The 14,737-nt window shown below is 72.3% G+C and carries 14 protein-coding genes; 5 read left to right on the top strand and 9 right to left on the bottom strand.

Annotated features, from left to right (window positions below; all coding sequences use genetic code 11):
• The first annotated feature begins 27 nt into the window (after window positions 1–27).
• The gene (locus ABLE68_RS20740; protein ID WP_348873931.1) at window positions 28–1,608 is read left to right on the top strand and encodes a sensor histidine kinase; all 1,581 of its coding nucleotides are present in this window, start codon (window positions 28–30) and stop codon (window positions 1,606–1,608) included.
• A 10-nt stretch (window positions 1,609–1,618) separates the two neighbouring features.
• Here ABLE68_RS20740 and ABLE68_RS20735 read toward each other — a convergent pair whose 3' ends face one another.
• The 3 genes from ABLE68_RS20735 to ABLE68_RS20725 are packed head-to-tail and all read right to left on the bottom strand — an operon-like array spanning window position 1,619 to window position 5,718.
• Complete coding sequence (locus ABLE68_RS20735; protein ID WP_348873929.1) at window positions 1,619–3,109, bottom strand: MFS transporter; 1,491 nt, start codon at window positions 3,107–3,109, stop codon at window positions 1,619–1,621.
• Between the two features lie 26 nt (window positions 3,110–3,135).
• The gene (locus ABLE68_RS20730) at window positions 3,136–4,809 is read right to left on the bottom strand and encodes a bifunctional 3'-5' exonuclease/DNA polymerase (protein ID WP_348873928.1); all 1,674 of its coding nucleotides are present in this window, start codon (window positions 4,807–4,809) and stop codon (window positions 3,136–3,138) included.
• 12 nt (window positions 4,810–4,821) lie between these two features.
• Window positions 4,822–5,718, bottom strand: a complete 897-nt coding sequence (locus ABLE68_RS20725; RefSeq protein ID WP_348873926.1) for a hypothetical protein — start codon at window positions 5,716–5,718, stop codon at window positions 4,822–4,824.
• Between ABLE68_RS20725 and ABLE68_RS20720 the strand changes: the two genes are divergently transcribed.
• Window positions 5,672–6,067, top strand: coding sequence for an aldo/keto reductase (locus ABLE68_RS20720; RefSeq protein WP_348873924.1), 396 nt, complete (start codon window positions 5,672–5,674; stop codon window positions 6,065–6,067). The two genes, ABLE68_RS20725 and ABLE68_RS20720, sit on opposite strands and share 47 nt — an antisense overlap.
• 52 nt (window positions 6,068–6,119) lie before the next feature.
• Window positions 6,120–6,320 carry a hypothetical protein gene (locus ABLE68_RS20715; protein ID WP_348873922.1) on the top strand — a complete coding sequence of 67 codons (201 nt, stop codon included), beginning with the start codon at window positions 6,120–6,122 and terminating at the stop codon, window positions 6,318–6,320.
• A 67-nt stretch (window positions 6,321–6,387) separates the two neighbouring features.
• On the opposite strand, the gene ABLE68_RS20710 is transcribed toward ABLE68_RS20715, so the two are convergent.
• The 3 genes from ABLE68_RS20710 to ABLE68_RS20700 all read right to left on the bottom strand — a co-directional run bounded on the left by ABLE68_RS20710 (window position 6,388) and on the right by ABLE68_RS20700 (window position 9,084).
• The gene (locus ABLE68_RS20710; RefSeq protein WP_348873921.1) at window positions 6,388–7,035 is read right to left on the bottom strand and encodes a hypothetical protein; all 648 of its coding nucleotides are present in this window, start codon (window positions 7,033–7,035) and stop codon (window positions 6,388–6,390) included.
• A gap of 146 nt (window positions 7,036–7,181) precedes the next feature.
• The gene (locus tag ABLE68_RS20705) at window positions 7,182–8,405 is read right to left on the bottom strand and encodes an SGNH/GDSL hydrolase family protein (protein ID WP_348873919.1); all 1,224 of its coding nucleotides are present in this window, start codon (window positions 8,403–8,405) and stop codon (window positions 7,182–7,184) included.
• Between the two features lie 22 nt (window positions 8,406–8,427).
• The gene (locus tag ABLE68_RS20700) at window positions 8,428–9,084 is read right to left on the bottom strand and encodes a thymidine kinase (protein ID WP_348873917.1); all 657 of its coding nucleotides are present in this window, start codon (window positions 9,082–9,084) and stop codon (window positions 8,428–8,430) included.
• Between the two features lie 16 nt (window positions 9,085–9,100).
• Here ABLE68_RS20700 and ABLE68_RS20695 point away from each other — a divergent pair, with 16 nt between their 5' ends.
• Complete coding sequence (locus ABLE68_RS20695) at window positions 9,101–9,913, top strand: sulfurtransferase (protein ID WP_348873915.1); 813 nt, start codon at window positions 9,101–9,103, stop codon at window positions 9,911–9,913.
• On the opposite strand, the gene sepH is transcribed toward ABLE68_RS20695, so the two are convergent.
• Complete coding sequence (gene sepH, locus ABLE68_RS20690; RefSeq protein ID WP_348873914.1) at window positions 9,897–10,841, bottom strand: septation protein SepH; 945 nt, start codon at window positions 10,839–10,841, stop codon at window positions 9,897–9,899. The genes ABLE68_RS20695 and sepH overlap by 17 nt on opposite strands.
• Window positions 10,842–11,000: 159 nt before the next feature.
• Here sepH and ABLE68_RS20685 point away from each other — a divergent pair, with 159 nt between their 5' ends.
• Window positions 11,001–11,636 (top strand): trimeric intracellular cation channel family protein, encoded by a 636-nt coding sequence (locus ABLE68_RS20685; protein WP_348873912.1) that lies wholly within the window; start codon window positions 11,001–11,003, stop codon window positions 11,634–11,636.
• Window positions 11,637–11,766: 130 nt separating this feature from the next.
• Here ABLE68_RS20685 and ABLE68_RS20680 read toward each other — a convergent pair whose 3' ends face one another.
• The gene (locus ABLE68_RS20680) at window positions 11,767–13,071 is read right to left on the bottom strand and encodes a D-arabinono-1,4-lactone oxidase (RefSeq protein WP_348873911.1); all 1,305 of its coding nucleotides are present in this window, start codon (window positions 13,069–13,071) and stop codon (window positions 11,767–11,769) included.
• 14 nt (window positions 13,072–13,085) lie between these two features.
• Window positions 13,086–14,732, bottom strand: a complete 1,647-nt coding sequence (locus tag ABLE68_RS20675) for an AMP-binding protein (protein WP_348873910.1) — start codon at window positions 14,730–14,732, stop codon at window positions 13,086–13,088.
• Window positions 14,733–14,737: the final 5 nt, after the last annotated feature.

Genomic DNA, 14,737 nt, shown 5'->3' with positions numbered 1-14,737 from the left:
GCTTCGTCTCGGAAGGGAGGCCCGGCCGTGCGCACCGTCTCTGTCTACGACCCTGCTCTCGCGCGGACGCGCACCGCCGCGCAGCACCTGTTCTTCGCCGCCACCCTCCTGATCGCGCTCGCGTTGCTCGTCGGGATGCCGGTCGCTCGCACCAGCGGGCTGTTCTGGGCCGGGTGCGCCGCCGTCGTGACGGCGACGCTCGCGACGGTGACGGTGCCGTGGCGTGCGCTCCCGCACCTCGCCTGGATCGCGATACCGACCGTCGACCTGGTCGCGGTGGCGCTGCTCCGCGCCGACCTGATGCCGACGATGGCGGCACTCGCCGTCCTGGCGGGATTCCCGGCCCTGTGGCTCGGTGCCGACTTCGGCCGGACCGGCGTCGCCGTGGCGGGCGCGGGCGGCGTGCTCGTCTTCCTGCTGCCCGGGCTCGGTCCCGACCAGGTGGTGCAGTCCGAGGCGGACTGGAGCCGACTGCTGCTCTGGGAGCTCCAGACCGCCGGACTGGCGCTGCTCGCCCACGTCGTCGTCGTCGAGCTGCGACGCCGTGACCTGCTCGGCCGCACGATCCTGAACACCGTCGCCGCCGGTGTCCTCGTCTACAACGCCGACGACCGCCTCCTGCTCGCCAACGGCCAGGCCCGCTCGATCGCCGAGCGGGGCGGCTACGACCTCGCGCACCCGCGGCGACCGGGCACGCTCGTCTGGAGCGCCGATCGCCAGACGCCGGTGGTCGGCGACGAGCAGGCCCTCGGTCGCGCGTGTGGGAGCGAGCGTCTGCACGACACCGTCGAGTGGCTCGGCCCGCTGCACGACCTGACCGCGGCGGGGTGGCACGCGCGGCGGATGCACGACGACGACGGCCGGGTGCTGGGCACCGTCGTCGTCTGCCACGACCTGACCGCGCTGCTCTCGGCGCGCCGCAGCCAGGAGCAGTTCCTCGGCACCGTCTCGCACGAGCTGCGCACCCCGCTCACGTCGATCGTCGGGTACGTCGACGTCGCCGAGTCGCTCTCGTCCGCCGACGACCAGCTGCTCCGCCGCTCGCTCGCCGCGATCCGCCGCAACTCCGACCAGCTCGCCACCCTCGTCGCCCAGCTGCTCGACGAGACCCACGACCATCCTCAGCCGCACCAGGAGCTGGTCGACCTGAGCGTCCTCCTGCTGGCCGCCCTCGAGCGCTGGCGCGGGGCGTGTGACGACCTCGGCCTGCGGCTGGTCGCTGACGTCGGCGACGACGTCCTCGCGGACGTGGACCCGCACCAGATGACCCGCGTCCTCGACGCGCTCGTGTCCAACGCGACCAAGTTCACCCCGGCCGGCGGCGACGTACGCGTCCGCCTGGTCTGCGACCAGCGGCACGTGCAGTTCGAGGTCGCCGACACCGGCATCGGGATGAGCAGCGCGGACCGCGCCTACGCCTTCGACCGCTTCCAGCGCGGGGACGCCGCCCGAGTCGGCGCCATCCAGGGCATCGGCCTCGGGCTCCAGACCGTCAAGCGGCTGGTCGAGGCCCACCACGGGACGGTCGACCTCGACAGCGAGCCCGGCCTCGGCACCACGGTCCGGGTCCGGGTGCCGGCGGCGCGGACGGGCTCGCTGGCCTGCTGAGCGGGCGTCGTCAGCCGACGGCGGTCTCCTCGAGCTCCTCGTCCGGGTGCTCCTCGACCGAGCGGGAGTCCGTGAGGGTGAGCGCGCCGTAGCCGGCCACCAGAGCGACGATCGACGCGAGCACGGCGTACGTGATCCGCTCGCCGTGGAAGAACGACTGGACCAGGTCGTGGGACCAGACGCCGGCCGGGAGCCGGGTGGTGACCAGCGCGGCGATCATGGTGCCGACGATGGCGGTGCCGACGCTGGTGCCGACCTCCTGGGCGGTGTCGTTGAGCGCGGCGCCGATGGAGGTGCGGTTGGCCGGCATCGCGTCGACGAGGGCGACCGCACAGATCGTCATGACGGTGCGCAGGCCGATCGTCATCACGACCATGCAGGCAGCGATGGCGGCGTACCCGTGGTCGACGGCCCAGGCCATGCCCCCGACGCCGCCGGTCAGGAACACCGCGCCGATGACGCAGGCGATGCGGTGGCCGTAGCGCTTGACCAGCGACTCGGTGAAGGGCGTCGCGGCGATCATCGTGATGATCATCGGGAGGTTGGCCAGGCCAGCCTTCACCGGGCTCCAGCCGTAGGCGAACTGGAAGTGCAGGATCAGCCCGAACATCATGCTGGCCATGGCGATGGCCGTCCCGGCCTGCGCGATGGCCGCGCCGCGGACGGTGCCGGTGGAGAAGAGCTGCAGGTCGAGCATGGGGGCGGCGCTGCGGCGCTCGTGCCAGACGAAGGCGGCGCCGGCCAGGATCGCGCCGACGATCGAGGCGATCGTGACGGTGTCGAGCCAGCCGTACAGCACGCCGCTGGTGAGCGACCAGCACGCGAGGCCGATCGTGGTGATGCTGAGCGCGGCACCGGGGAGGTCGAGCGCGTCGTGCGTCAGACCGGCCGGGTCGTCGGGCGCCACGCCGAGGCGTACGCCGATGCAGGCGATGAGCGCGATCGGAGCGTTGACGACCAGCAGCCACTCCCAGCGCACGTGGGCGAGGGCGGTGCCGCCGAGCAGCGGGCCGAGGATGAAGCCGGACATGCCGACCACCATCATCAGCGTGATGGCGCGCATCCGCAGCGCCTTGTCGTCGAAGAGGCGGAACACCAGCGAGTTGGTGATCGGGGCCATCATCGCGGCAGCGACGCCGAGCCCGGCGCGCAGGCCGATGAGCTCTCCGGCCGTCGAGACGAAGACGACGCACAGGCTCAGCAGGCCGAACACCGCGAGACCGACCTGGAGCACGCGTCGGCGGCCGAACCGGTCGGCGATGGAGCCGGCGGTGAGGAGGAGCCCGCCGAAGGTCAGCGAGTAGGCGCCGGTGACCCACTGGAGGGCGGTGGTGCCGCTGCCGAGGTCGCGGCCGATGGTGGGCAGCGCGATGGACAGCAGCGTGTTGTCGACCATCTCGACGAAGAAGGCCAGGCAGAGGGCCGCCAGCGGGATCCAAGCTGCGCGGAGCGAGGTGTAGGTGCGTGACGGCGAGGTGGCCGTCGGGGTGGTGGTCGTCATGCCGCTGACGCTAGGTCCGGGCGCTTTCAGCCCGGTTTCACGCCGCCTTCAGCGGTGGAACCGGCTGCGGCGCCGGGCTTCCCGGCATCGGCGTACGACGTCACGATCGACGTGGTGAGCGGGAAGTCGATGGCCAGGTCGCGGAAGAGCAGGCGGGCGGCCGTCGCGGCGGCCTCGGTCGCGGCGACGGCGACGGCGTCGGCCAGGGCGGCGGGCGTGTGCACGACGACCTCGTCGTGGAGGAAGAAGACGAGGTGGGGCCGGGCGTCGAGCGGCCCGCTGTCACCCATCCGCCAGAGCCGGTTGCGGAGGTCGGCGATCCAGCACAGCGCCCACTCGGCGGCGGTGCCCTGGACGACGAAGTTGCGGGTGAAGCGCCCGAAGGCACGCCGATAGCGGGCCTGGCTGTCCGGGTCGGGGGGCGGGTCGTCGGGGTCGCGGTCCCACGCCTCGCCGAGGCCGGGGGAGCCGCGCCCGAGCAGGGTGCGCACCACCTGGCCGCGCTCGCCGGCACGGGCCGCCTCCTCGACCAGGCCGAAGGCGGCGGGGTAGCGCCGGGTGAGGTCCGCGACCATCCGGCCGCTCTCGCCGGTGGTGGCGCCGTACATCGCACCGAGCAGCCCGATCTTCGCGTCCTGGCGGGTCGTGACGGCGCCGGCGTCGACCATCCCCTGGTAGAGGTCGGCGCCGCGAGCGGCCTTCGCCAGGGCGTGGTCCCTGCTCATCCCGGCGAGCACCCGGGGCTCGAGCTGGGCGACGTCGGCGACGACGAGCATCCAGCCCTCGTCGGCCACGGCCGCGGGCCGGACCTGGAGGGGGAACGACAGCGCGCCGCCGCCGTTCGACGACCAGCGGCCGGTGGTGGATCCGGCGGGTTGGTACGACGGACGGAACCGGCCGTCGCTGACCCACTCGTCGATCCAGGCCCAGCCGTTGGTCGAGAAGAGGTGCGAGAGCTTCTTGTAGCGCAGCAGCGGCTCGATGCCCGGGTGGTCGAGCCTGCGCAGGGTGGAGGCCCGGGTGTCGGTGACCTCGAGCTCGGCCCGGCGCAGGGCGGACAGCAGCTCCGGACGCGAGTCCGGGTTGAGGTCGGGTGCGTCGAACGCCGCGCGCACCTCGGCGGCCGCGGCTTCGAGACCCTGCGGCCGGGCGCCGCGCGGCGGTCGCGGGCCGAGCAGGTCGGTCAGCAGCTGCTCGTGGACGTCGAGCCGCCAGGGCACCCCGGCGTACGTCATCTCGGCGGCGACCAGCGCGCCTGCCGACTCGGCCGCGAGCAGCAGGGCGAGCCGCGTGGACTCGGGCGACGCGGCCACCGCCGCGAGCTGGCGGGCGTCCTCGAGGTCGGCGCGCAGGTGCTCGGCCGTGTCGTCGGCCGAGAAGAGCGCGGGGTCCGACGGCACGCTCGGTCCGAGGCGGTCCCAGTGGTCCGACTGGTCACCGACCAGGAGCTGTCGGTCGACCGCTGGAGCACGCCGCAGCAGGTGGTGCCCGAGCCGCAGGTCGTGGCAACGCCCGACGCGCACGCCCGCCGCCAGGAGGGGTGGGTACCACCGTGCGGTGTCGTCCCACACCCAGCGCGTGTCCGGCTCGCGCTCGCCGACGTACGCCGGCAGGTCGGTCTGCGCCAGCTCGTGCTCGGTCGCGCCGTCGACCACCAGCACCCGGTCTCCAGGCAGCCGAGAGAGCGAGATCCGAGCCACGGGGTCACTCTGTCACCCAGCGTCGACACCCAGACGTTGCCCGACGGCGGTCATGGCCACCTCGAGCGGACCGGCGCGCCTGAGGAGGTCCCAGCTGGCGACGATCCACGCCCAGCCGAAGAACGTGAAGGCCACGAACTCGCCGGCGTAGCCGTGCGGCACGACCCAGTCCGGCCCGAGGAGCGCCCATGCGGCTCCGGCGAGCACGCCCACGAGGCAGACCAGGTAGAGGACCGTGCGTGGAGCCTTCGTCCACGTGTAGCGCACGATGCCGACCGGCTTGCGTCGCGACCAGATACGCCGCGGTCCGAGCCCGGACACGTCGTCGCCGACGAGGGCATGGGCGCCGACGCCGTACCCGAAGTCGCGCAGCGCGAAGACCACGCACAGGAGGGCGAACGACACCACCACGACCGCGGTGACTCCCAGGTGGACGTGCTGCACCGTGGCCTCGCCCCAGGCCTGCTGCAGCGCCGTGCAGTCGGGTACGCCGGCGCGGTGGTAGTCGCAGTTGGCGGGGACGTCCGGGTCGGTGGCGAGACGCTCCCGGGCGGTCGGGAACGCCGCGACGCCGAGGACGGCGAGCCCGCCGACCAACGAGATCAGGAAGTCCCAGGTCCACCACTTCCAGAACATGTAGCTGACCAGCGTCACCCCGCACGCGGCCAGGCCGCCGACGAAGAGGTCGCGCGCCCCCGAGTGGTAGTAGGCGCTCATCGATCCGCGCACCGAGAACGGCGCGTCGAGGAAGAGCTGGTCGACCACGACCAGGAGCATGGGGAGCGCGACGCCGATGACACCGATCACGAGCCGCATGCCGAAGTAGGACTTCTCGTAGCCCGCGGCGCGGCCGGCCGGGTCGTTGCCGAGGTCGACGCGGTCGTACGTCGCGAGTCTCGGCCAGCCCATCACCACACCTCCCTCCCGAGCAGGCGGGTCCAGTCTGCTCCTGCGCGACCGGGGCCACCAGGGTCGCCGACCGCACGGCGCCTACCGCGCCCTCGAGACGCTGCTGGGCGACGGCAAGGTCCGGGCGATCGGCGTCAGCAACTTCATGGTCGACCACCTGACCCGGCTGGCCGAGGTCGCGACCGTCGTGCCGGCGGTCAGCCAGATCGAGGTGCACCCCTACTTCCAGCAGCCCGCGGAGCAGGCGTACGGCGCCGAGCACGGCATCCTGACCCAGGCGTGGGCGCCGATCGGCGGCATCACCTTCTACCGCGACAGCGGCCACACCAGCACCCTCGAGGTCCGGTGATCGGCGAGATCGCGACCGCGCACGGCAAGTCACCGGCCCAGGTGATGCTCCGGTGGGCCTGCAGGAGGGCCGCCAGGTGATCCCCAAGTCGACGAAGCCTGCCCGCATCGCCGAGAACATCGACGTCTTCGACTTCGAGCTCACCTCCGACGAGCTCGCGGCCATCCACTCCCTCGACACCGGGAAGCGCGGCGGTCCCGCTCCCGAGGACGTCGTCTTCCCGACGTTCAGCCGCGAGATCCCGGAGGCCTGAGCAGGCAGAAGGCGGGGCGGGGGAAGGGTCAACCCTCCGCCGCCCCGCCTTTGTCACGCCGGTCGGATCAGACCCGGTTGACCTTGAACTTCACGTCCGTCACCGAGGCGTTGCCCTTGGCGAAGCTCCCCGACCCGTCAGCGGTCGAGACGGCACTGAGCAGCGCCCTCACCTTGAGGTAGCCGCTGGAGCCGTTGGGGATGTTGATGAGCAGCACGGTGCGCTCGGTGCCCTTGCGCTGGTCGACCTGCTGGGTGCGGTGGACCTCACGCGCGCTGCCGCCGGACTGCGCGACGTAGTGGACGACCGAGTTGCGCGTGACCTTGGCGTTCGAGGCGTCGCCGCGGTCGTCCTGGTTGCCCTTGAGGCCCTGGTAGGTGAAGACCACGCGGTAGGTGCCCTTGGCGACCGCGATCCGCTTGCTCGAGAAGGAGGCGTTGGCCGAGGCCCGCGTCTCCGTGCTGGTGACTCCGCCGAGAGGTCCGGTGGTGTCGCCACCGTCGGCCTTGGTCGACACGCTGAGCCGGCCCGAGTCCGTGGCGCGGGCCTGCGCGTCTGCGTCGCCCGACCCGTCGACCGCAGAGCGCTCGGAGTCGGAGAAGCCGTGCGAGATCGTGGCGGCGTTGGCCAGACCCGGGGAGGCCAGGACGAGCGCCCCGGTCGTCGCGGTGGCGGCGAGCATCGTGGCGCTGAGCTTGATGATGTTGCGAGACATGGTCTGGTACATCCCATCGTTGACGTAGAACACCCGGTCGAGCGTTCCGTCGTGCACGAGGGATTCGCGGCGAGCCTGGGAAGAGATGGGAGAACGACCGTACTCTCAGTGACTTCTCAGGCTGCCGCGACCGACGAGCGCACCAACTAGCTGAGGTTCATCCTCGGCTCACCGTTGACCAGCCCGGTGCCGGCGATCGTGCACTTCCCGCTGCGGGGTGCGCCGCCGTTCCAGACCTGGCGCACGCACGAGCGGGCGGCGAGCTGCGCCCAGTAGTTGGGGTGCAGCGACTCCTGGACGTAGTAGGGGCTCGACGACCCGATGGTGCTGACGGTGCGGATCTGGTTGATCCACTCGGTCTGGTCGACGGCGCCCGGCGAGGTCCAGCTCGCGATGCCGCGCTCCTCGTAGAGGCCGACGGTGTTCTCGCAGAGCCGTCGTCCGTTGAACGCCGAGGACAGGTCGAGGGTGCGGGTGTTGCTGAGGCCGGAGTCGGCGACGGCGCCGAACACGGCGCTGTTGATCGTCGGGAGGGCCGTGTCGTTGGCCCAGTCGGCGTCCCTGTCCCAGAAGCCGCAGCCGCCGGTGCTCTGCCGCGTGTAGCCGCTCTGCGAGTAGCGGAAGCCGGAGGCCTTCGGGATCGGGCTCGGGTAGTTCTGCACGAGCAGCGTCCACTGGGAGTCGGCATAGCCCGCGTTGCGCATCGCGGCCGCGACGTTGCGCAGCCCGGCGGCGATCCGGGCGCGGACGGCGGCGACGTTGGCGGCCGTGAAGTTCGCCTTCACGGAGCTGTCGTCGTTGCAGTAGTCCTTGGCCCAGCTGGGGGAGTAGAGGAAGTCGACGACGCAGGACTGCACGACGTCGGCGAACTTGAAGTCGTTGCCTCCGATCGACACCACGACCATGCCGACCCGGTGGGAGGCCGCGAACGTCTGCAGCATCTTCGCCTGGCCCTGCTTGCCGGCCCCGTTGTCGAAGAAGTCCAAGCCGGGCTTGAAGTTGTCACCGTCGCTGGTCGCCGTCGTGGCGCCGGAGCAGGCGAGGTTGAGGCCGTTGACGCCGCCGCCGATGTAGGACTCGGCCGACTTGCTGCGGTGGCAGCGCGGGATCGTCTCGGCCGTGCCGGCGGCGTTGTCGAAGTACGCCGTGCCGCCGAGGGCGTCGGCCCGCGAGGACGAGGAGTTGCTGCTCCCGGCCCAGCGGCCGGCCTCGCCGCTGATGTAGGAGTCGCCGAGGGTGACGACCCACGGCGTACCGGCACCGGGGCCGTCGGCACTCGCGGGGGGCACCCCCACGAGCAGGCCCGCCGTGGCGGCGGTGAGGACGGTCAGGACGCTGAGGATGCGGGTCCGAGCCCGAGATGTGACCACGGTCACGAACCTAGAGGTCGGGCTACCCGAACGGCAATGGCTCCGGCGCCAGGCTGACCGCCTTGGCCCGGGCCGCGGTGAGCCGGCGGCGGTGGTGCTGCCGGCACAGGACCTCGTACGCGACGTCGGCCGGGGCCTCGTCGATCGTGTCGACGTCGCCGACCACGATCACCTCGCCCTCGACGACCATGATGCCGTTCTCGGTGCGCGCGTTGTGGGTGGCCCGCTTGCCGCACCAGCACAGGGCCTCGACCTGGAGCACGTTCATCCGGTCGGCGAGCTCGACCAGGCGGGCGCTGCCCTCGAACATCTGGGTGCGGAAGTCGGTGAGGATCCCGAACGCGAAGACGTCGATCTGCAGCTCGTCGACCACCTTCGCGAGCCCGTCGATCTGGGTGCGCGTGTAGAACTGGGCCTCGTCGCAGATCAGGTAGTCGATCCGGCTCCCGCCACGGGTCAGCGAGTCGACGACGTAGCGCCAGAAGTCGAAGTCGGCGTCGACCTCGATCGCGTCGTGGGTCAGACCCAGGCGGCTGGAGAGGATCGACGCGCCGGCGCGGTCCCGGGTCGTGAAGATGCGGCCGATCCGCCCACGCGCGGCGTGGTTGTGGTTGGTCTGGAGCGCCAACGTGCTCTTGCCCGAGTCCATGGTGCCGGTGAAGAAATGCAGTTCAGCCACGGGGCAGAATCCTCTCATGGCTTCTCCGCTGATCTCGGCCGCCGAGCTCGACTCGGTCCTCGGTTCCGTCACCGTCCTCGACGTCCGCTACCGGATGGGCGGCCCCGGCGGGCTGCCCGAGTTCGAGGCCGGGCACGTGCCCGGTGCGGTGTACGTCGACCTCGACACCGACCTGGCCGCGCCGCCGGGCGCCGGTGGGCGCCACCCGCTCCCGGCGACCGAGGACTTCGAGGCGGCGATGCGCCGCGTCGGCGTGCGCAACGACCGGCCGGTGGTCGTCTACGACGACTGGTCGGCGCTCGCGGCCGGCCGGGCCTGGTGGCTGCTGCGCTACCACGGTCACTCCGACGTGCGGGTGCTCGACGGCGCCTGGTCGGGCTGGAAGGAGGCCGGGGGAGCCGTGCAGACCGGCGCCGAGCTGCCGGGCCGTGGCGACTTCACCGCGCGGCCCGGGCAGATGCCGGTGGTCGAGGCCGACGAGGTGCTCGGCGTCCCCGTGCTCGTCGATGCCCGGGCGCCGGAGCGGTTCCGCGGTGAGACCGAGCCGGTCGACCCGGTCGCCGGACACATCCCGGGCGCCGTCAACGTGCCGACCAGCACCAACCTGCGCGTCGACGGCCGGTTCCGCAGCGCGGAGGAGCTGCGCGCTCTCTACGGTGCTGCGGGTGTCACCGGTGACGAGGCGGTGGCGGCGTACTGCGGCTCAGGTGTCACGGCGGTGCACGACATCATCGCGCTCGAGATCGCGGGCATCCCTGCGGCGCTCTACCCGGGCAGCTGGTCAGGCTGGATCACCGACCCGGAGCGTCCGGTCACTCCGGACCGTTAGAACCGCCGAACATGATCTCGTCCCAGCTCGGGACGGACGCCCGGCCGCGGGTCTTCTTGACCGTACGGCGGGCGGGCGGCTCGTGCTCGTCCGCACGATCCTCGGCGGCGGCGTCGGTCGCCTCCTCGCGGAGCTCGGCCTCCTCCGCGACGACCACGTCGTCGGTCGGCGGCTGGTCGTCGAGGAACGCCTCCACGGGCTGCTCGGCGACCAGGCCGATCGCGTCGTCGCCCAGCTCGTCGCCGAGCGGGAGCTGCTGGTCGTCGTCGGCGACGGAGGTGAGCCGACGCTCGCGGACCTGACGGAGGTCGTCCTGCTGCGGCGCGGGGGCGGCGACCGCCTCGCCGACCAGCCAGCGCGCGTCCTCGTTGTCGAGGGTGACGTAGTTGCCGGGGGCGTCGAAGGTGAGCTCGGCGGTCCCGGACCGGCCGGACGTGGCGAAGCCGCCGGTCAGCGACCAGCGGCCGTCCTCGCGGCGCCAGGCGTCCCACTCGACGGTCTGGGGGTCGACGTTCGACGAACGCAGGTGGGCCGCGACCGCGTCGCCCAGGGTGCGTGCGCCGCCGGCGGACTGGCCGCCGTCGCTGCGGCGTACGGACGACCGCTGGGCGCGCTCGGCGACGTGCTGCCGCTCGGCGAGCACCGGAGCGGCGAAGGCCATGATCTTGTCGACCGACGTCTGGGCCGCCTGCGCGACCGCCTCGGCTGACTCGCCGGCCCGGATCCGGGCCTGGATGTCACGAGGGCGGAGCGTGCTCTCCATCTTCTTCTCCATTCCTCGGGTGGCCGCGGACGCGGGGGCCGCGGGCGGGAGCACCGCCGCACGCAGCCGGTCGTCGATCGACAGCACGTGCTCCGCACCTTCCTCGTCCACCAGGCGCAGCTGGCTGCCGTCTTCACTCACACCGACGAGTCGGAGGTAGGACATGGCAGGCGAAGCTTCCGTTCCTGGTGCGGACCGGGGTGTCTGGTGCGGGATGGATGCGGTCATCGGTGCGGTGAGCCTACGCCAGCGAACGGCGCGAGACGCGGAGCAATGCCGCGCGCCTCCGGGTCACTCCTGTCACATCCGCAACACTTGGTGGTCGTGACCACCACCGACCCCTCCACCACGCTGGTCGTCCTCGACCTGGTGGGCATCTTCGTGTTCGCGATCGCCGGCGGCCTGGTCGCCGTACGCAAGGGCCTGGACGTCTTCGGCGTCCTCGTGCTGGCCGGTACGACGGGCCTGGGCGGTGGGTTCCTCCGCGACGTGCTGATCGGGGCGACCCCGCCGGACGCCCTCGAGGACTGGCGCTACCTGATCGTGCCGGTCGTCGCCGGCCTGCTGGCGTTCGTCTACCACCCCGCCCTGGGCCGGGTGGAGCGCTCGATCAACGTGCTCGACGCCTTCGGCCTCGGGCTCTTCTGCGTCACCGGCGCGCTCAAGGCGATGGACTACGGGCTCGGCCCGGTCCCGTCGGCGCTGATGGGGATGGTCACCGGCATCGGCGGCGGGATGATCCGCGACGTGCTCGCCGGCCGGGTCCCGGCGGTCTTCCGCGGCGAGCTCTACGGCACGCCGGCGCTGGCCGGGGCCGCGGTCGTCGTCGCCGGCACGCACCTGGACGTCCCGGTCGTCGTCGTCGCGTTCTGCGGCGCCGGGCTGTGCATCGGCTGGCGGCTGATCGCGATCTGGCGGCACTGGCAGGCGCCGATCTCGACGGGGCCGGCGTCGGTGTGACCCGGTCGGCGCTCGCGGGTCGGCGGTGGGTGATCCACCGTTTCGCGGGACCGGAAGGGTGGATGGCGCACCGCTGGCCCGGATCGGCGGGTGGGTCAGACAATGAAGCGCCCGGAGGACGCCACCAGCCTCAGTCGCCGAGGACCCGCCGCAGGTAGGGGTTCGCGAAGACGCGGTCCGGGTCGAGCTTGTCGCGCAGGGCGAGGAACTCCTCGAAGCGGGAGTACGTCGGTGCCAGGTCGGCGGCGGTCCGGGTGTGGACCTTGCCCCAGTGGGGGCGGCCGTCGTGAGCCCGCATGATCGGCTCGATCAGCGCGAAGTACTCGAGGTGGTCGGCGTCGCGGTGGGTGTGGAACGCGAGGTACATCGAGCGCCGGTCGCCGGACGTCGACATCGGGATGCCGTCGGCCGGCGTCACCCGGATCTCGACCGGGAACGTGATCTTGATGTCGGAGGCGTCGAGAGCCGCGCGGGCCTCGGCGAGGGCGGTGAGACCGGCCTCGAGCGGGACGGCGTACTCCATCTCGCGGAAGACGACGGTGCGCGGCGAGACGAAGACCTTGTGGGCGACGTCGCTGTAGGTGCGGGCCGACAGCATCCGGCTCGACACCTGGTTGAAGCGGGGGATGATCGCCGGCACCCGGTTGGTGACGTGGTTGAGCGCGCCGAAGAGCGTGTTCGAGAGGAACTCGTCGTCCAGCCAGGAGCGCCAGCGCGAGAGCGGCTCGACCTCGTCGATGCCACCGGCGAGGCGGTCGTTGGTCTTCACCAGCATCCGGTCGGTGTGCGGGAACCAGTAGGTGTCGACGTGGTGGTGGTCGGCGATGTGCTCGTCGAAGCCGGCGACGTAGTCGGCCCAGCCCATCGGCGTCTCGGTGGCCTCGAGGACGAAGAGCGGCTCGACGCGGAACGTGATCGTGGTGAGGACGCCGAGGGCGCCCAGCCCGAGCCGCGCGAACTCCAGGAGGTCCGGGTTCTCGGTCTCCGTGGCGGTGACCACCTCGCCGGTGCCGGTGACCAGCGTCAGGCCGCAGATCTGCGCGGACAGCGAGGAGGCCACGCCACCGGTGCCGTGCGTGCCGGTCGACGTCGCGCCGGCCAGCGTCTGCTCGGCGATGTCACCCATGTTGTGGAGGCTGAGCCCGAGGCGCTCGAGACCCTCGTTGAGGTCCTGGAGACGGGTCCCGGCCAGCGCGGTGACGGTCAGGGCCTCGCGGTCGACGGAGATGATCCCGCCGAGGTTGGTCGGCCGGAGCATCGTGTGCTCGGGCGCCGAGATCGCGGTGAAGGAGTGGCCGGTGCCGATCATCTTCACGGTCGTGCCCTCGGTCCGCGCGCGCTCGACGGCAGCGACGATCGCGGCGGTGTCGGCCGGCTCCTCGACGCGGGTCGGCGTGGCGGACTCGATGCCCGACCAGTTCTTCCAGGTGCTCACGGCGCGAATCGTAGTCAGCCGGTGAGCAGGCCGGTACGCCGGTGCTCCGCGAACTCGGCCCGCAACGCGGCGACCCGCTCGTCGGTCAGCGGCCGGTAGCCGTCCGGGGTCCGCTCGAAGACCGGGTCCGGGCCCGTCCACTGCAGCCGCTTGAGCTCCGGCTTGTCGACCTTGCGGGTCGCGGTGACGGGCAGGTCGGCGGTCACCCGCAGGAAGGAGGGCATCGACTTGGTGCCCAGGTCGGCCTGCTCGGTGAGGAAGGCCGCGAACGCGTCCGGGTCGAAGTCGGCCACCGGCGTCGACAGCTGCAGGGTCGCCATCACCCGGTCGCCGGTACGGGGGTCGGGCACGGCGTACACCGCGGCGACCGAGACGTCCGGGTGGCGGGCCAGGATCCGCTCGACCGGGGCGGCCGCGAAGTTCTCCGAGTCGACCCGGATCCAGTCCGCCGTACGCCCGGCGAACCAGAACCACCCGTCCTCGTCGCGGTAGGCCAGGTCGCCGCTCCAGTAGTCGTCGCCGCGGATCTTGTCGGCCGTCGCGTCGGGGTTGTTGTAGTAGCCCTCGAACCGCGCGGCGGCGCCGGTCGCGACGATCTCGCCGATGGCCTCCTCCGGGTTGTCCATCCGGCCGTCGGCGGAGAAGCGCGCCGGTGGGCAGGGCGTCCCGTCGGGAGCGAGCACCTCGACCGGCGTCTGCTCGGCGGGCAGCCCGAGCGCGCCCGCGGGAGTCCCGGGCACCCGGCGGATCGAGCAGGTGCCCTCCGAGGAGCCGTACGACTCGACCAGGGGGCAGTCGAAGCGCCGCTCGAACTCCGCCCGGTCGCGCTCGGACGCCTCGGTGCCGAAGCCCATCCGCAGCCGGTTGTCGCGCTCGTCGGGCCGCTCCGGCTGGGCGAGCACGTAGGAGAGGGAGCGCCCGACGTAGTTGAAGTACGTCGCGCCGAAGCGCTGCACGTCGGGCAGGAACCCCGACGCCGAGAACCGCCGCCGGGTCGCGAAGGTCGAGCCGTGCGCGAGGCACGGACCCCACGACGCCATCAGGGCGTTGCCGTGGAACATCGGCATCGCGTTGTAGGCGACGTCGTCCGGTCCGAGCTGGAGCGGGGTCACCTGACAGAGCACCGCGAACCGGCCGGTCGTGCACACCACCGCCTTGGGCGTCCCGGTCGAGCCGGAGGTGAAGAGGAGGAGCAGGAGGGTGGCCGGGTCCAGCGCGGCCGGCGTGGCCTCGACAGGTGCCTCCCGGTGGCGCTCGAGCAGGTCGTCGTACGACGGCTCGCCGGCGACCAGCACCCGGGCGGCCCCGTGGTCGATCCCGTCGAGCAGGGCGAGGTGGCCGGGCTCGGTGATGATCGTGTCGCAGTCGGTGGTGCGGATGTCGGCAGCCAGCTCGGTGCCTCGCCGGGTCGGGTTGATCCCGACCACGGTGGCGCCGGACAGCCCGGCCGCTGCCACGAGGAAGAGGTACTCGGGGGAGTTGTCGAGGAGCACGCCGACGTGCCAGGGCCGCCCGTCGGGGCGCAGCTCCTGGAGCGCGGCCGAGCGGACGGCGGTCTCCGCGAGCAGCTCGCGCCACGACCAGCGCTGGTCCTCGAACAGCAGGGCGTCCGAGTCGTCCTCGGCGCGAGCGAGCAGCAGGCCGGCGAGCGTCGCGATCACGTCGC

This window comes from Nocardioides pollutisoli (assembly GCF_040045055.1).
Lineage (GTDB): Bacteria > Actinomycetota > Actinomycetes > Propionibacteriales > Nocardioidaceae > Nocardioides > Nocardioides tweenelious.
The sequence above is the reverse complement of the archived record's forward strand: the minus strand, read 5'-3'. Positions and strand labels throughout refer to the sequence as shown.